Consider the following 20,659-nt stretch of genomic DNA (forward strand, 5'->3'; position numbering starts at 1 on the left):
AGGAACTGCCATGTTGTCACGGCACGAACGTCAGTGTCTCGAACAGATCGAGCAACAGCTCACCGGCGAGGATCCGGAGTTCGCGCGGCGCATGCAGCGACGCCGGTGGTGGTGGCCGTGGCAACGCCCGTCGGCCCCCACCGCGTGGGCGATCGTGTCGCTGGCAGCGGCGGTGCTGTGCGTGTTGCTGGGCGAGGCCTCGGGGTTCGTGACGGCGGCCATGCTCGGTGCTGTGTTGTTGATGGTGCGGCACTGGCGCCTCGGCGGCGGTGCCGCCGAGTAGGAAGGGGTCGGCATGGCTGTGTGCGAGGTCTGCGGAAACGACTACTGGCTGAGCTTCGAGGTGCGCACCGCCGGCGGGTTCGAGCACACCTTCGACTCGTTCGAGTGCGCGGCGCACCAGCTGGCACCGCGGTGCGAGCACTGCGCCTGCCGCGTGCTGGGGCACGGCGTGGAGGTGGACGGGCACTTCTTCTGCTGCGCGCACTGCGCCCGGAACTCCGGGCTGGATCAGGGCACCCAGACCCGCGACGCGGTCGGGGCCCACCCGGGGTGAGCCGGTGCGCCGACCCGCCCCTGCTTGCCCCGGTGCGGCGTGTATGCTAACGGGAGGCGATGTGACGAACACCCCCGAGGTTGTTATCGCGTCGTTATCAATCCGGTGAAACACCTGGGAAGCCGGATGCGATGAGCAGAGTGAGACAGCATTTTCCGCCCGCCCAGCATCACCGTTGATCAGCCGGTCCTTGACAGCGGGCCGGAGCGCTGTCGAGCCGTTTCAGTATCGATCTACAAGGAGGTTGTCGATGGCTGGTGTGGTTCGGTGGCTCGGTGACATGGCCCGGGAGATCCAGCGGGGTCAAGCGGTCATGCGCAACGGCGAGCAGCGGCCCGCGCGGCGGCGGTAACGCCGCCGCCTCCACGACTTCCGCCGCCGTGCCCGCGAGGAGCGGGCACGGCGGCTTTCTGCATATCGACGGCCCGCGCTCGGCCGACACCGGCTGCGCCGCACGCCCCGACCCCGGGAAAGTGGTGGCCATGAGCGAACACTCGTCAGTGCCCGACCTGCTGAGGCCGTTCGTGCGGCAGGGCACGATTCTGCTCAAAACCAGAAAGCGCGACGGCAGCTGGGTGGACACACCGGTCAGCATCGTCGTGCGCGGCGACCACGCCTACATCCGCACCTACGACAAGGCCGGCAAGAGCAAGCGCCTGCGCAACTTCAGCGAGGTGCGGTTCTGCCCGTCGACGTTCCGCGGCACCCCCACGGGCGCCATGGTCGCCGCCCGTGCGCGGCTGCTGGACGGCGACGAAGCACGACAGGCCGCCAAGCTCCTCACACGCAAGTACCGCCTGCTGCACGGCGTCGTCGTCCCGGTGGGACACCGCATCATGCGCACGCGCACTCTGCACTACGAACTCAGCGACTTCAGCGCCGCACCGGGCTGAGGCGAACCTCGCCCGCCCCCCGGCATCCCCAGCCCGACACCGCCGACGCCGCGCCGCCGAACTCCTACCGCGGCGGGTTAGCTGCGGTGCTTGGCCGCCAGCGCCACGTACTGCTCGGCCGAGGCGGCCAGCACGGCGCGCTCCTGCTCGGACAGCTCGCGGCGCACCTTGCCCGGCGAGCCCACCACGAGCGAACCGGGCGGCACCTCGGTGCCCTCGAGCACGACGGTGCCCGCCGCCACCAGCGAACCGGCGCCGATGTGGCAGCCGTTGAGCAGCACCGCGCCCATGCCGATCAAACACCCGTCCTCGACGGTGCAGCCGTGCACCACGGCCCGGTGCCCCACGGTCACGTCCGCGCCGAGCGCGGCCGGCAGCCCCGGGTCGGCGTGCAGCACGCAGCCGTCCTGGACGTTGGTGCGCGCTCCGACGGTGATGTGCTCCTGGTCGCCGCGCAGCACCGCCGTGTACCACACGCTGGCGTCCTCGCCGAGCCGCACGCGCCCCAGCAGGTGCGCCCCTGCGGCGACGAACGCCTGCTGCGGGACCTGCGGGTGGTGGTCGTCGACGGGTTCGATCACTGGCGCCTGCACACGTCCTCCTGTTCCCTCGCCGCAGCCCCACCGGCGGCGCCGGCGGGTGATCGTCTGCGCGCATCCTGCCAGCCACGCCCGTCCCCGCGGCGGTGACCTCGATCACCCACCGGGGTGGGCGGTGAGGGGTCAGGCCTGGGGCGCGTCGAGGTGCAGTTCGGTGAACACGTCCGCGGTCGACTCGCGGCAGGCGAACCGGTCGGTCAGCTCGACCAGCTGCAGCAGCCGCGCCACCGGACCGCGACCGGGCACGACGTAGCAGACCACGTTGCGCCGGTCGGCGCGTTGCTGCACCCGCACGAGCAGTTCCGCGGCGGCGCTGGTGCAGTAGGACACCCCGGTGAGGTCGATGACGACGGTGTGCAGGTGGGCGGCGCTGAGCCGCTGCCGCAGCATTTCCAGGGTGCGGGGCAGCGCGGCGAGGTCGACTTCACCGGCGATGCGCACGACCACCAGCCCGGTGTGGGGCCATTCGACGTGCAACCGCAACCGGTCGGTGCGGGTCATGGGTTCGCTGGGGGCGCGGGGGGCGACGAGGGCGTGCTCGTCCAGCCACGGCGGGTCGCCGCGCATCCCGGATCGTGCCGCGATCACAGAAGTCCCTCCCGGTTGCCACGTGCCTCGGCCGCGGGTGTCCCCCGGCGGCGTACTCCGGCAGCGGAGAACGGGCCCCGCGCTGCAGCCGCACTTCCTACCGTAGGAGCACCGCGACACGCGCGACAAAACCTAATCCGGTCGTGTGAACCGAGGTGGGGTGCGGTGGCCGCGCCGCGGGTCACTCCCCCGCGGAGGCCGCACCACCGGCCGCGTGCCGCCCCGCCGCGACCGGCTCCCACGCCCGCGAGACCACGCAGGTCAACTCCTCACCGTCAGCCCGCAGCGTGACCCGGTGCCCGGCGGCGACCTCCCCGGACAGCACCAGCCCGGCCAACCGGTTGTCCACCTCCTGCTGCAACACCCGCCGCAGCGGCCGCGCCCCGAACTCCGGGTGCCACCCGCGCCGCACCAGCCACGTCACGGCCTCGTCCTCGGCGGCGAACTCCACCCCGCGGTCCTGCAGCCGCTCCGCGGTGCGCTGCAGCAGCGACTCGGTGATGCGCAGCAGCGCCTGCAACCCCAGCGGGCGGAAGGTCACCACGTCGTCCACGCGGTTGAGGAACTCCGGCCGGAAGAACGCCCGCAGCTGCTGCCACACCGCCGCGTCCACCGCGGCGTCCTCACCGCCGTGGCCGTCGTCGCCGCGCGCCGAGGCCGCCACGGCGTCCGCACCGAGGTTGGAGGTCATGATGATCACCGCGTCGCGGAAGTCGACCGTGCGGCCCTGCGCGTCGGTCAACCGGCCCGCGTCCAGCACCTGCAGCAGCATGTGGAACACGTCCGGGTGGGCCTTCTCCACCTCGTCGAGCAGCACCACCGCGTGCCGCTGCCGCCGCACCCGATCGGTGAGCTCACCGGCCTCCCCGTGCCCCACGTAACCCGGCGGCGCCCCCACCAGCCGCGAGACCGCGTGCTTCTCCTGGTACTCGCTCATGTCCAACCGGATCAACTGCTGCGTGTCGCCGAACAGGGCCTCGGCCAGCGCACGCGCCAGCTCGGTCTTGCCCACCCCGGTGGGGCCGAGGAACACGAACCCGCCGATCGGCCGGTCCGGATCCCCCAGCCCGGCCCGCGCCCGGCGCACCGCCTCGGACACCACGCGCACCGCCCGGTCCTGACCGAGCACGCGGCGCTGCAACCGCTGCTCCAGGTCCAGCAGCGCCCGCGGATCGTCCGGCTCCACCTCGCCCACCGGCACCCCGCAGCGGCGGGCGACCACCTCACCGACGTCGTCGGACCCCACCGTCGGCACGAACGGCACGTCCGCGGCGAACCCGCCGCGGCGCAGCCGCACCCGCGAACACGTCTGGTCCAACACGTCCACCGCCTTGTCCGGCAGGAACCGCTCCGGCAGGTACCGCTGCGACAACTGCACCGCCGCCGACAGCGCCGCCGCGTCCACCTGCACCTGGTGGTGCTGCTGGAACCGCTCCCGCAGCCCCTCCAGCACCGACACGGCATCCTGCGTGGACGGTTCCTCGACCATGATCGGGGCGAACCGCCGCTCCAACGCCGCGTCCCGCGCGATGTGCCGGCGGTACTCCTCCACCGTCGTCGCCCCCAGCAGGCGCACCTCACCCCGCGCCAAGGCCGGTTTGAGCATCGTGCCCGCGTCCAACGAGCCCTCGCCCGCACCCGCGCCGACGATGCTGTGCACCTCGTCGACGAACACCATCACCCGGTCGCGGTGCTGCCGCAGCTCCTCCAGCAGATCCCGGAACCGCTGCTCGAACTCCCCGCGGTACCGCGCCCCGGCGACCATGCCGGCCATGTCCACCGCGACGATGCGCGTGCGCGCCAACGACGGCGGCACCGCACCAGCCACCACGCGCTGCGCCAACCCCTCCACCACGGCGGTCTTGCCCACCCCCGGGTCCCCGAGGAACAGCGGGTTGTTCTTGCCCCGCCGACCGAGGATCTCCACCGCCTGCTCGATCTCCTCGTCCCGACCGACCACCGGATCCAACCCACCGGCCCGCGCCTGCGCGGTCACGTCCCAACCGAACTCGTCCAACCGCGGCGTCGGCGACAGCACCCCACCGGCCTCGCCCGAACCCGCGGCCCGCGCCAACGCGCGCCCCGCGGCCGAGTCGGCATCGGTGGCCAACCCGAGCAGCAGGTGCCGCGGCCCCACCACGGACGCCCCCTCCCGGCGGGCCTGCTGATGCGCTCCGGCCAGCGCGCGCCGCGCCGACGGCGCCAACGCGGGCACCTGCTCACCGCGCTGCGCGGCCTCGTCGACGGCACGGCGGGTCGCCGCGGCCAGATCGGCAACGTCCACACCGGACTCGGACAGGAGCGCCGCGGTCTCCTCCTCCTGCGTGGCCGCCCACAACAGGTGCGCGGTGTCCAACTGCGGCGCGGCGATCTCGACCGCGGAGCGCAACGCGACGGTGAGCACCCGCCGCGCCGGCGCGTCCAACAGCGCCGACCAGTCGGCATCCGCCGCACCGACCTCGGCGGCGGCGCTGTCCCACCAGCGACGCACCGCCGAGTCGAACGCGGCCGAGGACTCGCCGACACCGCCGCGATCCACGCGCACCTCCGATCCGCACCACGCGCACCGCACCCGCGCGCCACCGGCGCGCCGGACACGCCACCCCGCACGAGCAGCAGCCTACCAATCCCCGCGCTGTCCACTGCGGACCGCGGGCGCCCACGCGGCCCGGAACCACCCCGCCGGTGCCGCGGGAAACGCACCCCGCACCCGGCCGGCGCGGCGGGTGCTCAGGCGGACTCGCCGCGCTGGGCCCGCTGCACCGCCTCGGCCAGCCGCGTCAACTCCCGCCCGAGGTGCACCATCCGCTCGGACACCACCGAGGCGTGCCCGGACAACGCCCCCGCGTGCCCGGCCGCGCGCAGCCACTCGGTCAACCCGTCCACCCCCTCGGCCATGCCCTCCACCGTCGTGGAGAACCCCCGCACGACCTGCTCGATCTCCTCGACCGAATGCGCCACCGACGGGTCGGTCAACCGCCGCGCCAACGCCGTCACCGCCTCGGCGACCTGCTGCGACACCTCGGCCGAATAGCCCTTCTCCGCCGCAGCGGCCTCCTCGGCGCTGCGGCGGCTGCTCGACCGCCGCGCCGAGGACGACCGTCCCTGCGGTCCCTCCGCGGATGCATCAGCGTTCGTCATCACTGCCCCGTTTACCCGATCCTCGTCTCCACTGCGACCGAACCGCACCACACCGGGCGGGAACACACCGCACCGGTGCCGCGGTGCGGTCGACAGTAGCGCTCGCGGACCAGGAGTCGCCCAGGCAGGTGACGGGGAAAACGCACCGCACCGCGCACGGGCCGGGCGCATGCGACAAAGCAACCCGAACCGCGCGTTCCCGGACGAGAGCCCCCACGCCCGTCACCGCACACCGCAGCGGGCCCGCCTGCGGCCCGTCACCGCGGCGCGGCCAGAAGCCGGTGGATCTCCTCGTCCGAGGTCGCCGGAAACGACTGGTACCACTGGCCCACCGCGGTGAACGACGTCGGCTGCAGCACGCACACCACCTCATCGGCCTCCCGCTGCAGCTGCCGCACCGCCTCCGGCGACCCCACCGGCACGGCCAGCACCACCCGCGCCGGATCGGCCTGCCGCACCATGCGCACCGCCGCCCGCGCCGTGGCACCGGTGGCCAACCCGTCGTCGACGAGCACCACCTCGTGCCCGGACCACCGCTCGGCCGGATCCTGCCCGAACACGCGCTCCCGCCGCGCGGCCTCGGCCTGCTCCCGCTCGCACGCCTGCTGCCACCACTGCTCGCCCACGTCGAACGCCGCGACCATGCGCTCGTCGTAGGTCGCCGGACCGTGCGCGGTCACCGCCCCCAGCGCCAACTCCGGCTGACCGGGGGCACCGACCTTGCGGGACACGCACACCCGCAACGGCGCCCCCAGGGCACGCGCCACCTCGGCCGCCACGGGAACACCACCCCGCACCAGCCCCAGCACCAACGGGTCCGACAGCCCCAGGTGCTGCACGCGTTCGGCCAGCACGCCACCCGCGTGCCGCCGATCGGCATAGCCCTGCACCCCGTGGCGGGCCGTCGACCACCGCGTCATCGACGTCTCCGTTCACCACGCTGCTGCCTCGTTCCCCCGCGAGATGCCCGCAGCGGCCGCAGCGGCAAACCTCACCGGACTCAGCGGAAACCGGACACCCGCAGCGCACGCAACCGGTTCAACGCCGCGGCCAGCTCGAACCGGCGCGGCACGGCGAAATCCCCCACGTACTGCTCGTCGACCGCGGCGATGCCCCGCTGCTGCACCTGCTCGCGGTAGGCCTGCAGCACCTCGGCCACCGTGCGGCGCCCGTCGACGACACCGCGCCGCGCCAACGTCACCAGCGCCAACCCGATGCCCGTGACCTGACTCGGGTCGACCAGCTGCTCCACCGCGCGCAACTCGATCGTCGAATCGGACAACGTCAACGCGTCCACACCGCGCGAACGCACCTTCGGCCGGTCGGTGGCGATCGACTTCGGATCCACCACCCGGTCGCGCACCGCGGGGAACTCCTCGGCCTCCGAGGCCCGCCCGGTGGGACTGGCCGCCAGCTCACGCGCCCGGTCGGTGACGTCGAACGCCTGGTAGGCATCCATCATCACCACCTGGTCGGCCACGTCCATGTAGTCACCCGAACCGCCCATGACCAGCATCGTCGACACGCCCCGCTGCTCGTACAGCGGGCGGATGACGTCCACGAACGGCGTCAGCGGCTCCGAGTCCTTGGCCACCAGCGTCTGCATCCGCGCATCGCGGATCATCAGGTTCGTCGCCGCGGTGTCCTCATCGACCAGCAGCAGCCGCGCCCCCGCCTCGACCGACTCCACGATCGTCGCCGCCTGCGACGTCGACCCGGAGGCGTTGTCGGTGGAGAAGTCACTCGTGTCCGCCCCCGTCGGCAAGTGGTCCACGAACGGCGAGACGTCCACCCGGTGCACCCGCCGACCGTCCTCAGCGCGGACCTTGACCGTCTCGTCGCGGCAGACCACCAGCTCGCGCCCGTCCCCGGGCACGTGGTCGTACACGCCGAACTCCAGCGCCCGCAGCAGCGTCGACTTGCCGTGGAACCCGCCACCGACGATGAGCGTGATCCCCTCGGGCACCCCCATGCCCGACACCACACCCCGGTTCGGCAGGGTCACCGACACGCGCATCGACTCCGGCGAGGAGAACGGCACCGCACCCGTCAACGGCCGGTCGTCCACCCCGGACCGCCGCGGCAGCACCGCCCCGTCGGCGACGAACGCCACCAGCCCCCGTTCCGGCAGCTGCTGCCGCAACGCGTCGGTGTCCTCCACCGACTCCACGAACGCGCGCGCCGCGTCCTGATCAGCGGTGTCCCACCGCAGCGCGTGCTCCACCATCGCCGGCACGTCATCGCACAACGCCCGCTCGGCAGCACGCCCGTCGATGGTGCGACCCCGGCCCGGCATGTCGATGCCCAACCGCAGCACCACCGTGCCCTCGACGATCTGGCAAGCACTGCGATCCAGCACCTGCTGATACCCCGCGTCCACGCGCAGGCGACTGTCCTTCAACCGCCGGTGCGCCCCGCGCACCAGGAAGTTCGCCAACGCCCGCGCCCGCACCGGCGTGGCCCACAACTCCTCGGGAAAACCCGCCGTGGCCGGATCCACCCGCACCTCGCACCGGCTGGCCGGCGCGTACGGGTCGGGCTGCACCTTCTGCACGTCCAACGTGAACCCGTCGAAGGCCCACTGCCCCATCAACGACTTGTAGCGGCCGTAGCTGGAGCCGTGCATCGACTTCAGCTCCCGCCGCAGCCCCTGGTCGGTGCGCTCGTTGCGCGGACCGCCGGAGGATTTCGGACCACCGCGCGCATCCTCGCGGCGCCGATCTCCACCGCGGCCGCGCCCGTTTCCGGGGCGCCCCGACCGGGCGCCCCCGTCATATCCCTGTGCCATATCCCCGAGACGTACCGGACGCAAGCGCGAAACTCCAATCGGGAGAGACACATCACCACACGTCCCGCGCGCCACGCCCGGCGACAACGGGCACAGATCATCACACGTGGTTATTCTCCGATCACGCAACGGCCGGACTGCTGCGGACGCGCCCCGCACAGCCGGCACCAACAGGTCCGACCGCATGGAGGCAACGCTCGTGACACCGTCGACCGCCCCCTCTCCCGAGCCGGCCCGACAACCCCGACGCCCCCGCCCCAGCACCCGCCTGCTGCCCGCGCTGGCGCTGGCCGCACTCGCCGCCCTGGCCACCACCCCCGCCCAGGCCGAACCCACCGCACCCCCCGGCCCGGCCGAACAGCGCGCCGGAACCGTGGCCGGCCTCGACGTCTCCGGACACCAGCCGCAGATCAACTGGAACCAGGTCAAGGCCGACGGAGCACGGTTCGCCTTCGTCAAGGCCACCGAGGGCACCGGCTTCCGCAGCGGCTCCTACACCGCCCAGTGGAACGGGGCCCGCGCGGTCGGACTGCTCACCGGCGCCTACCACTTCGCCCTGCCCGACCGCTCCTCCGGCGCGGCCCAGGCGAACTACTTCGCCGACCACGGCGGCACGTGGACCCCCGACGGGCGCACCCTGCCCGGGGTGCTCGACATCGAGAACAACCCCTACGGCGCGGACTGCTACGGACTCGCCCCGCACGAGATGTCCCAGTGGTTGCAGGACTTCAGCAACACCTACAACGCGCGCACCGGCCGGCACCCGATGATCTACACCAACGCCGCGTGGTGGAACAAGTGCACCGGCGCCAACCCGGGATTCGCCGGCAACAGCCCCCTGTGGATCGCCCGCTACGGCCCGGAGGTGGGCGAGCTGCCCGCCGGATGGACCAACCACACCGTGTGGCAGCACGGCACCCGCGGCGCCTTCCCCGGCGGGCAGGACGTGTTCAACGGCAGCCCCGCCCAGCTCACCGCCCTCGCCCGGGGTTGACCCGCCCGCACCCGGTGGGCCACCCGAGCCGCCCGCGGTGGCCCACCGGCGCGCTCACTGCCCCAGCAGATCCCGCGGGATCGGCTCGTCGTTGGCCACGGCCTCGAACATCCGCGCGGCGTTCTCGCTGTCCCAACGCACCACCGACTGCCCGTCCGGGGTGGTTTCGAACTCGCCGAACGGCACGCTCGTGGTCACCCCCTCGCCACCGCTGATCCGGCCCATCGAGCGGGCCAAGAACATCAGGTGCCACACGTGCGCGCCGTTGTCCACCAAGAACGTCCGCGGTCCGTCCGAAGCCAACCGCCACGCGCGGTACGGGTTGAGCAGCACCGTCGGACTCGTGGCCTTGTCCACCAACGCCCCCAGCAGTTTGCGCTGGTTCTCGGCCCGCTCCAGGTCCCCGCCTTCCAGGCCGTAGCGGGCGCGGACGAAGCCCAACGCCGTCGGCCCGTCCAGATGCGCCTTCCCGGCCGGCAGGTGCACGTTCGCCTTCTCGTCGTTCAACGGCTCGTCCAGGTGCACGTTCACCCCGCCGACCGCGTCGACCAGATCGGCGAAGCCGCCGAACCCGATCTCGGCGTACCGATCGATGTGCACCCCGGTCGACTTCTCCACCGTCTGCGACAGCAGCTGCGGCCCGCCGTAGGAGAACGACGAGTTCAACTTCCCCCACCCGTGCCCCGGGATGGGCACGTACGAATCCCGCGGCAGGCTGATCAACGCCGGCTGCCCCCCGCCCGCCGGCACGTGCAGCAGCATCATCGTGTCCGTGCGGCGCCCCCCGGCGTCACCGGCCGACAACTCCTCGCGCCGCGACTCGTCCAACCCCGCGCGGCTGTCCGAACCGACCAGCAGCCAGTTCGTGCCCGCGCTGTCGGCAGCACCCCCGGAGAAGTCCAACGCCTCGGTGCGCTGCAACCGGCTGTCCACGTAGAACAACAGTCCGCCCAGCGCCAGCAGCAGCACCAGCACCACGACCCCCAGCCGCCGCGGCCACCGCCGCTTGCGCTCCCCACGCGGCTGCCGCTGCTGCGGCGGCGGTGCGGACGGACGCCGCTGCCCCTGCGACGGCGGCGGCTGCGGACGCCGCTGCTGACGCCCGGAGTAGTAGTCGTACTTGCCCCCGCCGCGCGGCCCGCGGCCCCTCGACGGCGGTGTCGCCGACCAGTCACTCATGTGCACCACACCCGGCTTGTCGGTTCCGTGCCCGCGGGCAGTCCATCGCGCAGAAGCATCCCAGACACCGCCACCAGCGACGCCATCCACCGCCGCACCACCCCAGATCATCACCATCACCGCAGGGCACCACGACACACTGGGACGGGGGACACGTCACACCGACTCACCCGGTCGGCGCGCGCGGTCGAAGGACCCCGCGCAGCCGCCCTACGATCGACCCGCGTCCCTCGGGCGGCAGGCACGCACCGAGGACCACGCCCACCGCACGCTGCGACAGGAGGACCAGCATGTCCCAGGTCACCGCGCACGAGCACCCGCGGGAAGCGACCGTGCTCGACACCGCGCCGAAACAGCTGCTCATCGGCGGTTCGTGGCGCGCGGCCGAGAACAGCGCGACCTTCGGCGTCGAGGACCCCGCCACAGGGGCGGAGCTCTGTTCCGTCGCTGATGCCTCCCCTGCTGACGGGGTGGCGGCGTTGGCCGCCGCGGCCGAGGCGCAAGTCGCCTGGGCGCACCACTCCCCCCGCGAACGGGGTGAGATCCTGCGTCGCGCGTTCGAGCTGATGACGCAGCGTCGTGAGGACCTCGCGCTGTTGATGACGTTGGAGATGGGCAAGCCGCTGGCCGAATCGCGCGGGGAGATCACCTACGCCGCGGAGTTCTTCCGCTGGTTCGCCGAGGAGGCCGTGCGCATTTCCGGCGACTACGCGGTGGCGCCCAGTGGCAGCGGCCGCATCCTCACCCACCGGCAGCCGGTCGGCCCGTGCGTGCTGGTCACCCCGTGGAACTTTCCCGCCGCGATGGGCACCCGCAAGATCGGTCCGGCCGTGGCGGCCGGCTGCACCATGGTGGTCAAACCGGCCCACCAGACCCCGCTGTCCATGCTCGCGCTGGCCGAGATCCTCGGCGAGGCCGGCCTGCCCGACGGCGTGCTCAACCTCGTGCCCACCCACCACGCCGGACGGCTCGTCGAACCGCTGCTGTCCGACCAGCGCACCCGCAAGGTCTCCTTCACCGGATCCACCGAGGTCGGCCGCACCCTGCTGCGCCAGTCCGCCGAGCAGGTGCTCAACACGAGCATGGAACTCGGCGGCAACGCCCCGTTCCTCGTCTTCGACGACGCCGACCTCGACGCCGCCGTCGACGGAGCGATGCAGGCGAAAATGCGCAACATCGGCGAAGCCTGCACCGCGGCCAACCGGTTCTACGTGCACGCCGCCGTCGCCGAGGACTTCGCCGACCGCATGGCCGACCGCATGAGCCGGCTGCGACTCGGCCGCGGCGTCTCCGACGCGGTCGAGGTCGGCCCGCTCATCGACGCCGACCAGCGCGACAAGGTCACCGAACTGGTCGGCGACGCCCTCGCCCGCGGCGCCCGCGTGCGCACCGGCGGCAGCACCACCGGCGACACCGGCTACTTCTACAGCCCCACCGTGCTCACCGACGTGCCCGCCGCCGCGCGGATGCACCACGAGGAGATCTTCGGCCCCGTCGCCCCGATCACCACCTTCACCGACGAGGACCAGGCGCTGCAGCTGGCCAACGGCACCGAGTTCGGCCTGGTCAGCTACCTCTACACCACCGACCTCACCCGCGGGCTGCGCGTGTCCGAACACCTCGAATCCGGCATGGTCGGCCTCAACCAGGGCGTCGTGTCTAACGCGGCCGCCCCCTTCGGCGGGATCAAGCACTCCGGCCTCGGCCGCGAAGGCGGCGAGCTCGGCATCGACGAGTACCTCGAGACGAAGTACGTCAACATCGGCGGGATGTGACCGCGCCGGTGGCGCCGGCCGCGGCCCTCCGCCGCCGGCGCCACCGGCGAGCTACAGCTCGCTCTCGTCGGCCCACGAGGCGTTCAACCGGCGCAACGCGTCCCGCATGTGCGCCCGCAGCCGCGAGAGCACCAGCCCCTCGTCGCCCCCTTCGATCGCGTCGATCAACCCCTGGTGCTCGTCCACCAGAGCGTGCTCGTCGGCCTGGTACTTGTCCTGCAGCGCGGTCAGGCACATCCGCTTCTCCACCAGCAGCGTGGCCGCCATCCGCTGCAGCCGCGCACTGCCCGAGGCCCGCACCAACGCCTCGTGGAACTCCTGGTCCGCGTCCGAGATGGCCACCGGATCGGCCTGCTCGGCCGCGGAGACCATCCGGGCGTGCACCTCGCTCAACTCCGCCACCGCCGTCTCGCGCCGCGTGCGCACGATCTGCTCGCAGGCCGCCCGCTCCACCGCGAACCGGCCCAGGTAGATGTCGCGCACGTCCTCGGCGTCCAGCGTCATCACGAACAACCCGCGATGCGGCTCGCTGTGCAGCAGCCCCTCGGCGACCAACCGCTGCATCGCCTCCCGCAGCGGGCCGCGGCTGACACCCAGCCGCTGCGCCAGCTCGGCCTCGCCCAGCTGGCTGCCCGGCGCCAACGATCCGTACATGATGGCCGAGCGCAACTGCTCGGCCACGATCGCCGCCGTGGACCGCCGCTGGACCGGCTCTAACTCGCCCGGCGCAGGATCCTCAGCGCCCCACCGACCACTGTCGAACACGCACATCATCTCCTCGCATCAGGCGGTGGCCACCCACTGCTCGCCCGCGCCGGGCGCGCTCCGCAGCGCACCAACGCGGGCGGTCACGAACACGCCGCCGCCTCTCCCCTCCACCGGCGTCGGTCAATTGTCGACAATGCTACCTCACCGGTCGGTGCGGCGATCTCCACGACAGGCCACGGCACCGACGCCCGCGACGACCACGCACAACCCTGGCACACCGCACACCACCCCGGGGCCCACCGACCCGGGCAACGTTGCGTGCACGACCAGAACAGCAGGGAAGAGCAGCTGAGCACGACAAGGAACTCCCGAGGCCCGCATCCACCGGCCTCCGCGGCGGCGAGCCCCAGGCAAGCACCGCGGGAACACCCGAGCAGCGGCACCGACGGCAACTCCGCCCAAGCGGACGGCCCCGCAGGCGGTCCGAACCGCTGCGCCACGCCCGCGACCTCCGCGCCGCACCTCGGCGCGGAGACGACGCCCCTACCCCCAGAGGAAGGGCGTCACCACCGCACGGACGAACGCACCGAGCGCCCGCCGCGTGCGGACTCATGCAAACAAACACCGGGCGGACCGTCAACAAACAGACACATGTGCTACACCTGACGCGTCAGGTGTTGACAACACGCGAGCGGTGACCCCCACGACCACCGAACAGCCCCGGCCGCAGCAACACCCGCTGCCACCGTTCGCCACCCTGCTCCGCCACCTCATCGACACCGTCCACCCGCCGGACCGCGAGCCCTACACCTACCGCGAGATCGCCACCGGCATCGACACCCTCACCGCCCACGAACACCGCCACGACGGACCGGCCTGACCCGGCCCCGATGCCGCGGGGAGCGAGCACACCGCCGACCGCGCACTCCGCGGCCACCGAGGCGATCAGCGGTTCCAACCGGCGCACCCCGCACGACCTGCCCGGCAGCGCTCACACCCGGCGCCGCCGCAACGACGAGGACGCGACCTGCGCCACCGCCCCCGCGACCAGCAGCACCAGCACCGGCGCGAACGCCCACCGGTACGCCGCCGCAGCCGGCACCTCCGACACCAGCTGCAGCACCAGCCCCACCAGCAACTGCACGAGCACCGCGGCGGTGAACCCGCCCATGTTCACCACGCCCGAGGCCGTGCCCGAGCGCTCGGCGGTGTTGGCCGCACGCGCGCCGTCGAAGGCCAGCATCGCCGCCCCGCCGGCGAAACCGATCGCCAGCAGCACCACGAGCAGCACCGCGGACGGCAGCACCCCCGGCCAGAGCACGAGCACGGACCAGCACAGCACCACGAGCAGCGACATGCCCAGGGTGAACCCCTCGCGCCGCCGGTGCCGCCCGGCGACGAACTGACCACTGAACCACGTGCCCACCAGGAAACCGGCCACGCACAGCAGCAGCAGCGAGCCCACTTCCGCCGGGCCGCGCCCCTGCGCCTCGGTCAGCCACGGCCCGCCCCACAGCGTCGTGATCGCCACGAACTGCGCCATGAGCACGAAGTGCACCCAGAACGAGTACCGCGTGCCGCGCTGCCGCACGACCGCGCCCAGCGAATCCACCACGCGCTCCGCCGGGCCGCTCCCCGCGCGCGACACCTCGGGAGCGCTCTCCGGCGGCCGGTTGCGGAGGAACGCCGCAGCCACCGCGGCCAGGGCGGCCGTGGCCACCGCCGCGATGAGGAACGTGGCCACCCATCCGGCGGTGTCCAGCGCCAGGCTCAGCGGCAACGTCGCCACCACCTGGCCCAGACCGCCGGCCAGACCGGTCAGCGCCGCGATCTTCCCGAAGCGGCGCGGTGTGAACCAGTGCGCCGCCAGCCGCAGCACGTTGGTGAACATGAACGCGTCACCGAAGCCGATGAGCATGCGGCCGACGATGCCGCCCGCGGCCGATGCGCCGAGGCCGAACACGGCCGAGCCGACGGCCAGGCACAGCATCCCGGCGGAGATCACCCGCCGCGGCCCGAGGCGGTCGGCCAGCACACCTGCGGGGATCTGCAGCGCCAGGTACACGCCCAGCTGCAGCGCGGAGAACACCGACAGCAGCGCCGGGCCCGCCGAGAAGCGCTCCAGGGCCTGCGGCGCGGCCACGCCGAGGCTGGCGCGGTGGAACAGCGCCACCATGTAGCACACGGCCCCGATGCCCCAGACGATCCAGGCGCCCGCCCCGTCGAGGGCGAAACGCGACGCCGGACGCGCACTCCTGTCCACGCTGCTCGCGGGTGCTGACACGACTGACCTCCCCAAGACTTGTATCCATCATAGATACAAGAAGCGGGGCAGTACGATGGCACCGTGTCGAGCGCAACATCGGAAACGAACAGCGCGGAAGCGGGCAACGGGACCGCGCCGAACAGCGACGTGCCGGCAGCCGACCGCGCCTACCAGCACGTCAAAGCGGGACTGCTGGACGGCAGCCTGCCCGACGGCCACCTGCTGTCCGAAGGCGAGATCGCCAACGCCCTGACCATGTCCCGCACCCCCGTGCGGGAGGCGTTCCTGCGCCTGCAGACCGAAGGATTCCTGCGCCTGTACCCCAAGCGCGGCGCCTTCGTCGTGCCCGTCTCCCCCGCCGAGGCGCGCTCGGTGCTCGAGGCGCGCCTGTCGCTGGAAACCTTCGCCATCGACAAGCTCGCCGCCGAAGGCACCGAGACCATGACCACCGTCGGCGCCGAACTCGCCGCGCACCCGGCCTGCACCGCCGAAGACCCCAGCGACGCCGCGCTGCACAGCACCGACCGCGACTTCCACGCCCACCTCGTCGCAGCGGCCGGCAACCCCGTCGTCACCGAGCTCTACACCACCCTGCGCGACAAGCAGATGCGCATCACCGCCACGGCCCGGACGCACACCGACCGCGCCCGGTTGACCCGCCAGCACACCGCGCTCGCCACCGCCGTGCGCGACAACGACCCCGACCGCGCCAAGAGCGTCCTGCGCGAACACCTCCTCGGCACGCTCCGGGCCCTCGGCATCACCGGCGGCGCCTACCTCGAACCCCCGGAAGCCGAACCGTCGGGCACCGGCACTTGATCAGCTCCCTCCGTCCGTGCTGTGTGGCTGCAGCGTGGTTGAGGTGATTAATTTCGGTGAACACTGAAAACATCTAAGCAGTAAATAGAAATGCACTGCACTTCCGGGCCACCGCATGACAGCGGGGCCGCCACCGACGGATCGGTGACGGCCCCGCGGACCAGCTGGACGGGCGGCTCAGCCCAGGATCAGCTCTGCTCCCCCTGCTGCTCCGGCTGCTGCGTGGCAGGCGGATTCGCCGCCTCGGTGCCCGACGGCGGCGCGGTCAACGCGCCCGGCCCGCCCGCAGCACCGGCCGGGGAACCACCCCCACCGCTGCTCGGCTCGTTCGGCTTGGGCACCTCCTTGCGCGCCACCGCTTCCGCCGCGGCCACCGCCTCGGCCACCTGCGGATTGGTGGAGACGTCGAACCACGGCTGGACCGACTCCTCCTCCTCTTCGGGAGCCATGCTCGGCGCCTCCTCCTCCGGAGGCTCGTACCGGAACACGCCGTCGACGCCCTGCTCGCCGAACTGCTTGGCGAAGCCCTCCAGCGCCTTGTTGAAGTCGCTCGGCACGACCCACACCTTGTTGGCATCGCCCTGCGCCATCTGCGGCAGCGTCTGCAGGTACTGGTAGGCCAGCAACTCCGGCGTCGGCTTGCCCTGCTTGACCGCGGCGAAGACCTTCTCGATCGCCTTGGCCTGCCCCTGCGCCTGCAGGTACTGGTTCGCCCGCTCGCCCTGACCGCGCAGGATGCTGGACTGCCGCTCCGCCTCGGCGTTGAGGATCGCCGCCTGCTTGGACCCCTCGGCGGAGAGGATCTGCGACTGCTTCTGCCCCTCGGCGGTCTTGATCGCCGACTCGCGCTCGCCCTCGGCGTTGAGGATCATCGCGCGCTTCTCCCGGTCGGCGCGCATCTGCTTCTCCATCGAGTCCTGCACCGACGGCGGCGGGTCGATCGCCTTGAGCTCCACGCGCGCGACCCGGATGCCCCACCGGCCGGTCTCCGTGTCGAGCACGCCCCGCAGCGTCGAGTTGATCTGGTCCCGGGAGGTGAGCGTCTGCTCCAGGCTCATCCCGCCGACGACGTTGCGCAGCGTCGTCGTGGTCAGCTGCTCCACGCCGACGATGTAGTTGTCGATCTCGTAGACCGCCGACTTCGGCTCGGTGACCTGGAAGTACACCACCGTGTCGATCGACACCGTCAGGTTGTCCTGGGTGATCACCGACTGCGGCGGGAACGACACCACCTGCTCGCGCAGGTCGATGCGCGCCCGCACCTTGTCCAGGAACGGAACGAGGAAGTTCAGCCCCGGTCGCGCCACGCCCTTGAACCGCCCCAACCGCTCGATCACCGCGGCCTTCGCCTGCGGCACCACGAGCACCGATTTGACCACCACCACGATCACCAGCAACGCGATGACCGCGGCGACAATGACCCCGGTCGGGCCCATGCCAGCCTCCTTAAGGTCCGTCCCACACCACGGCGGTCGCGCCGGAGATCTCCATCACCGTCACGGTCTGCCCCGCCTCGTACACCTGGGTTTCGTCGAGGGCCCGCGCCGACCACACGTCACCGTTGATGCTGACCTGCCCACCGTGCGCGTCCACCCGCGTGCGCACCAGGGCGCGCCGGCCGACGAGCGCGTCGACATTGGTCGGCAGCTCCCGGGAGACCTGGAACCGGCGCTTCAACGCGGGGCGGGCGGCCAGCAGCAGGCCGACCGACAACCCGGCGAAGACCACGGCGTCGACGATCAGCGGCGCTCCGAGCGCCGCCGCACCGGCCGCCCCCAGCGCGGCCACCCCCAGCATCACCAGGACGAACTCGCCGGAGAGCACCTCCGCTCCGATCAGGAGCACCCCGGCGATCAGCCACAGCAGCGCGGCACCCATGCCCTCATGGTGGCAGACACCACCACGCACCTGGTCCCCAAGGCACCGCTGTGATCAAGACGTGACGTGCGACGAGGCCCGGAACAGCTGCACCACCGCGCTGCAGGCCTCCCCAGGGTCGGGTACGCCGGGGGTGCAACCATCGCCGCGTTCAGGAGGGGCGCCATGACCACCGCACCGTCGGTGTCGTCCGTGCTGGCCGCGGCGATCGTGCTCCGGTTGCAGGCGGTGGTCTCCCGCGAGACCCCGCCCGGGGAGACCGCGGTGCTCACGGTCGGCAGCATCCAGGCGGGCACGAAGAGCAACGTCATCCCCGACACGGCTGTGCTGCAGCTCAACACCCGGACCTACGACGAGCGGACCAGGAACCACCTGCTGGAGGCGGTGCGCCGCATCGTCACCGCCGAGTGCCAGGCCGCGGGCTGCCCGCGGCCACCGGACTTCGAGCTGTTCGACCGCTTCCCCGTGACCAGCAACGACCCCGCGGCAACCGACCGGGTGGCGCAGGCCTTCGCCGAAGTCTTCGGCGAGCAGGCGCAGCCGATGGACACGCAGACCGCCAGCGAGGACTTCAGCGAGATCCCCTCGGCCCTGGGCGTGCCGCACACCTACTGGGGCCTCGGCGGCATCGACCCCGAGATCTACCACCGGGCCGAGGCCGCCGACCGCATCAGCCAGGACATCCCCGTCAACCACGCGCCGGGATTCGCCCGGTGCCCCAGCCCACCCTGGACACCGGCACCCAGGCGCTGGTCGTCGCCGCCCTGGCGTGGCTCGCCCGCTGACGCGCGCCGCCGGTGCGCTCACCGCTGCTGCGCCGACCCCGGCTCCGGAGGGCGGGAATCACCCGAACCGCGGCCGGTGCGCGGCGGACGCGGCGCGTTGAGACCGAAGTGGACCCCGAGCATCCGGATGGTGAAGCAGGCCACCACGGCACCCAGCGCGGCCGGCAGGCCGTAGACGCCGGTCTCCACGGTGACGACGGTGATCGCAGCCCCCACCAGAGCGGGGATCGCGTACAGGTCGCTGCGCAGCACCGTCGGAATCCGCCGCACGAGGGTGTCCCGGATCGTGCCCCCACCCACGCCGGTGACCACCCCCAGCAGCAGCGCGGGGCCGACTTCGAGGCCGAAGTCCAGCGCCTTGCTCGCCCCGATCACCGCGAACGCGCTCAACCCGACCGCGTCGAGCACCGTGATCGGCCCTTCCAGCCGAACCAGCCACTTGCTGAGGGCGAACGCGAGCAGCCCTCCCCCCGCGGCGAGCGCGAAGTAGTACCAGTCGCGGAACGTGGCCGGCGGGATCGCACCGATGAGCACGTCGCGGATGACCCCGCCGCCCAACGCCGTGATCATCCCGAGGGCGACCACGCCGACCACGTCCAGCCGCGCTGCGCGCACCGCTGTCAACGCCCCGTTCAGCCCGAAGGCGAAGGTGCCGGTCAGATCAAGCGCAAGCAGCAGCGGCGGCTCGGTGGACACCCCACGTGCCTACCACGGGAGCGGCACCGCCACTCCCCCGCGGCACGGCGCCGCACCCGCGCACCACCTCCCGCCGGCGGAGACCCAGCGGACGGCGGAGACCCAGCGGAGGCGCCTCGGCAGCCGTGCGCGCAGACCGCCTGCGCACCGCCCGCGGCGAACTCCCCGGTTCAGGCCTCACCGGGATCGGCGACGAAGTCGACGAGCTGCTCCACCGCGGAGATGAGCGGGGTGGCCAGGTCGCGGTGGGAGGAGACGGAGGCGAGCACGCGGCGCCAGCCGTCCTCGACGCCGCCCCACCCGAGCGCGTCGCACACGCCCTGCTTCCACTCCAACCCCCGCGGCACCTCGGGCCAGGCGGTGATGCCCACCGCTTCGGGACGCACCGCGGCCCACACGTCCACGAACGGGTGGCCGGTGACGGTCACGTGCGGACTGCCGATCCGCTCGACCAGCCGGGACTCCTTGCTGCCCTCCACCAGGTGGTCCACGAGCACCCCGAGGCGCCGCGCCGGCCCGGGCGCGAAGTCGGTGACCGCCTCGGCCACGTGGTCCAGACCGTGCAGCGGTTCCACCACGATCCCCTCCACCCGCAGGTCGTGCCCCCAGACCCGCTCGAGCAGCTCGGCGTCGTGCACGCCTTCCACCCAGATCCGACTCGCCCGCGCCTGCCGGGCCCGCAGCCCCTCCACGCGCACCGAACCGGAGGCCGAGCGCGCCGCGCGCTCCGGCTCCGCGGGCCGCGGCGGCACGAGCGTCACCGGCCGCCCCTCGTGCAGGAACGCGGCCGGGCGCATCCGGAACACCCGGCGGGCGCCGTGCCGGTCGGCCAGCTCGACCGCGTCGTTGTCCGCGCTGACGACCGCACCGCAGAAACCGTCCTTGGCGGTTTCCACCACCAGCCCGCGCTCCGCGGGCATCTCGGGAACCGGGCGGCGCCGCCGACCGGGGTCCAGCACATCCTCGTCGTAGTCGACCGAACGCATGATCGGAC

Annotated in this window: 20 protein-coding genes and 1 pseudogene; 8 read left to right on the forward strand and 13 right to left on the reverse strand. The window is 72.5% G+C overall.

All coding sequences use genetic code 11. From position 1 onward, the window contains the following. Positions 1-10: 10 nt before the first annotated feature. From ACVGV0_RS12085 to ACVGV0_RS12095, 3 genes are all read left to right on the forward strand, one after another. Positions 11-283, forward strand: a complete 273-nt coding sequence (locus ACVGV0_RS12085; protein WP_459155764.1) for a DUF3040 domain-containing protein — start codon at positions 11-13, stop codon at positions 281-283. Between the two features lie 12 nt (positions 284-295). Next, positions 296-556 (forward strand): Prokaryotic metallothionein, encoded by a 261-nt coding sequence (locus ACVGV0_RS12090; protein ID WP_459155765.1) that lies wholly within the window; start codon positions 296-298, stop codon positions 554-556. 482 nt (positions 557-1,038) lie between these two features. Continuing rightward, positions 1,039-1,449, forward strand: a complete 411-nt coding sequence (locus tag ACVGV0_RS12095; RefSeq protein WP_459155766.1) for a PPOX class F420-dependent oxidoreductase — start codon at positions 1,039-1,041, stop codon at positions 1,447-1,449. Positions 1,450-1,526: 77 nt separating this feature from the next. Here ACVGV0_RS12095 and ACVGV0_RS12100 read toward each other — a convergent pair whose 3' ends face one another. From ACVGV0_RS12100 to ACVGV0_RS12125, 6 genes are all read right to left on the reverse strand, one after another. Beyond that, a complete protein-coding gene (locus ACVGV0_RS12100; protein ID WP_459155767.1) occupies positions 1,527-2,042 on the reverse strand; it encodes a gamma carbonic anhydrase family protein in 516 nt (171 codons plus the stop codon). Between the two features lie 129 nt (positions 2,043-2,171). Beyond that, positions 2,172-2,636, reverse strand: a complete 465-nt coding sequence (locus tag ACVGV0_RS12105; protein ID WP_459155768.1) for an STAS domain-containing protein — start codon at positions 2,634-2,636, stop codon at positions 2,172-2,174. Between the two features lie 181 nt (positions 2,637-2,817). Next, on the reverse strand, positions 2,818-5,175 hold the full coding sequence (locus tag ACVGV0_RS12110; protein ID WP_459155769.1) for an ATP-dependent Clp protease ATP-binding subunit: 2,358 nt from the start codon (positions 5,173-5,175) through the stop codon (positions 2,818-2,820). Between the two features lie 191 nt (positions 5,176-5,366). Beyond that, positions 5,367-5,777: a hypothetical protein gene (locus tag ACVGV0_RS12115; protein WP_459155770.1), complete on the reverse strand. Its 411-nt coding sequence runs from the start codon at positions 5,775-5,777 to the stop codon at positions 5,367-5,369. A gap of 257 nt (positions 5,778-6,034) precedes the next feature. Next, positions 6,035-6,697, reverse strand: a complete 663-nt coding sequence (locus ACVGV0_RS12120; protein ID WP_459155771.1) for a phosphoribosyltransferase — start codon at positions 6,695-6,697, stop codon at positions 6,035-6,037. Positions 6,698-6,777: 80 nt separating this feature from the next. Continuing rightward, positions 6,778-8,565, reverse strand: coding sequence for an ABC-ATPase domain-containing protein (locus tag ACVGV0_RS12125; protein ID WP_459155772.1), 1,788 nt, complete (start codon positions 8,563-8,565; stop codon positions 6,778-6,780). Positions 8,566-8,764: 199 nt separating this feature from the next. Here ACVGV0_RS12125 and ACVGV0_RS12130 point away from each other — a divergent pair, with 199 nt between their 5' ends. Continuing rightward, positions 8,765-9,559 carry a lysozyme gene (locus ACVGV0_RS12130; protein ID WP_459155773.1) on the forward strand — a complete coding sequence of 265 codons (795 nt, stop codon included), beginning with the start codon at positions 8,765-8,767 and terminating at the stop codon, positions 9,557-9,559. A gap of 54 nt (positions 9,560-9,613) precedes the next feature. Here ACVGV0_RS12130 and ACVGV0_RS12135 read toward each other — a convergent pair whose 3' ends face one another. Next, on the reverse strand, positions 9,614-10,738 hold the full coding sequence (locus ACVGV0_RS12135) for an LCP family protein (protein WP_459155774.1): 1,125 nt from the start codon (positions 10,736-10,738) through the stop codon (positions 9,614-9,616). Between the two features lie 290 nt (positions 10,739-11,028). On the opposite strand from ACVGV0_RS12135, the gene ACVGV0_RS12140 reads away from it, so the two are divergent. After that, positions 11,029-12,513, forward strand: coding sequence for an NAD-dependent succinate-semialdehyde dehydrogenase (locus ACVGV0_RS12140; RefSeq protein ID WP_459155775.1), 1,485 nt, complete (start codon positions 11,029-11,031; stop codon positions 12,511-12,513). Positions 12,514-12,564: 51 nt separating this feature from the next. On the opposite strand, the gene ACVGV0_RS12145 is transcribed toward ACVGV0_RS12140, so the two are convergent. Next, complete coding sequence (locus tag ACVGV0_RS12145) at positions 12,565-13,284, reverse strand: GntR family transcriptional regulator (protein ID WP_459159995.1); 720 nt, start codon at positions 13,282-13,284, stop codon at positions 12,565-12,567. Between the two features lie 631 nt (positions 13,285-13,915). Here ACVGV0_RS12145 and ACVGV0_RS12150 point away from each other — a divergent pair. After that, entirely contained in the window at positions 13,916-14,101 is a 186-nt protein-coding gene (locus ACVGV0_RS12150) for a hypothetical protein (RefSeq protein ID WP_459155776.1), read from the forward strand. A gap of 111 nt (positions 14,102-14,212) precedes the next feature. Here the strand turns inward: ACVGV0_RS12150 and ACVGV0_RS12155 are convergent, their stop codons facing one another. Then, positions 14,213-15,505, reverse strand: a complete 1,293-nt coding sequence (locus tag ACVGV0_RS12155; protein ID WP_459155777.1) for an MFS transporter — start codon at positions 15,503-15,505, stop codon at positions 14,213-14,215. A 63-nt stretch (positions 15,506-15,568) separates the two neighbouring features. On the opposite strand from ACVGV0_RS12155, the gene ACVGV0_RS12160 reads away from it, so the two are divergent. Next, on the forward strand, positions 15,569-16,306 hold the full coding sequence (locus ACVGV0_RS12160) for a GntR family transcriptional regulator (protein WP_459155778.1): 738 nt from the start codon (positions 15,569-15,571) through the stop codon (positions 16,304-16,306). 188 nt (positions 16,307-16,494) lie between these two features. Here the strand turns inward: ACVGV0_RS12160 and ACVGV0_RS12165 are convergent, their stop codons facing one another. Together ACVGV0_RS12165 and ACVGV0_RS12170 are read right to left on the reverse strand one after the other, a co-directional pair. After that, the gene (locus ACVGV0_RS12165; protein ID WP_459155779.1) at positions 16,495-17,742 is read right to left on the reverse strand and encodes an SPFH domain-containing protein; all 1,248 of its coding nucleotides are present in this window, start codon (positions 17,740-17,742) and stop codon (positions 16,495-16,497) included. A 10-nt stretch (positions 17,743-17,752) separates the two neighbouring features. Next, entirely contained in the window at positions 17,753-18,184 is a 432-nt protein-coding gene (locus ACVGV0_RS12170) for an NfeD family protein (protein ID WP_459155780.1), read from the reverse strand. A 165-nt stretch (positions 18,185-18,349) separates the two neighbouring features. On the opposite strand from ACVGV0_RS12170, the pseudogene ACVGV0_RS12175 reads away from it, so the two are divergent. Continuing rightward, positions 18,350-18,775, forward strand: a pseudogene (locus ACVGV0_RS12175) (peptidase dimerization domain-containing protein); the annotation flags it as partial. 212 nt (positions 18,776-18,987) lie between these two features. Here the strand turns inward: ACVGV0_RS12175 and ACVGV0_RS12180 are convergent. Then, a complete protein-coding gene (locus tag ACVGV0_RS12180) occupies positions 18,988-19,665 on the reverse strand; it encodes a trimeric intracellular cation channel family protein (RefSeq protein WP_459155781.1) in 678 nt (225 codons plus the stop codon). Positions 19,666-19,835: 170 nt separating this feature from the next. Next, positions 19,836-20,651: a DUF3097 domain-containing protein gene (locus ACVGV0_RS12185; RefSeq protein ID WP_459155782.1), complete on the reverse strand. Its 816-nt coding sequence runs from the start codon at positions 20,649-20,651 to the stop codon at positions 19,836-19,838. Positions 20,652-20,659 lie beyond the last annotated feature (8 nt).

Source organism: Salinifilum ghardaiensis, assembly GCF_054491345.1.

Excerpts from the sequence above, each read along its gene's own strand:
- ACVGV0_RS12085 (WP_459155764.1), top strand. The coding sequence starts at position 11 with ATGTTGTCACGGCACGAACGTCAGTGTCTCGAACAGATCGAGCAACAG.
- ACVGV0_RS12090 (WP_459155765.1), top strand. The coding sequence starts at position 296 with ATGGCTGTGTGCGAGGTCTGCGGAAACGACTACTGGCTGAGCTTCGAG.
- ACVGV0_RS12095 (WP_459155766.1), top strand. The coding sequence starts at position 1,039 with ATGAGCGAACACTCGTCAGTGCCCGACCTGCTGAGGCCGTTCGTGCGG.
- ACVGV0_RS12115 (WP_459155770.1), bottom strand. The coding sequence starts at position 5,777 with ATGACGAACGCTGATGCATCCGCGGAGGGACCGCAGGGACGGTCGTCC.
- ACVGV0_RS12120 (WP_459155771.1), bottom strand. The coding sequence starts at position 6,697 with ATGACGCGGTGGTCGACGGCCCGCCACGGGGTGCAGGGCTATGCCGAT.
- ACVGV0_RS12125 (WP_459155772.1), bottom strand. The coding sequence starts at position 8,565 with ATGGCACAGGGATATGACGGGGGCGCCCGGTCGGGGCGCCCCGGAAAC.
- ACVGV0_RS12135 (WP_459155774.1), bottom strand. The coding sequence starts at position 10,738 with ATGAGTGACTGGTCGGCGACACCGCCGTCGAGGGGCCGCGGGCCGCGC.
- ACVGV0_RS12140 (WP_459155775.1), top strand. The coding sequence starts at position 11,029 with ATGTCCCAGGTCACCGCGCACGAGCACCCGCGGGAAGCGACCGTGCTC.
- ACVGV0_RS12145 (WP_459159995.1), bottom strand. The coding sequence starts at position 13,284 with ATGTGCGTGTTCGACAGTGGTCGGTGGGGCGCTGAGGATCCTGCGCCG.
- ACVGV0_RS12165 (WP_459155779.1), bottom strand. The coding sequence starts at position 17,742 with ATGGGCCCGACCGGGGTCATTGTCGCCGCGGTCATCGCGTTGCTGGTG.
- ACVGV0_RS12170 (WP_459155780.1), bottom strand. The coding sequence starts at position 18,184 with ATGGGTGCCGCGCTGCTGTGGCTGATCGCCGGGGTGCTCCTGATCGGA.
- ACVGV0_RS12185 (WP_459155782.1), bottom strand. The coding sequence starts at position 20,651 with ATGCGTTCGGTCGACTACGACGAGGATGTGCTGGACCCCGGTCGGCGG.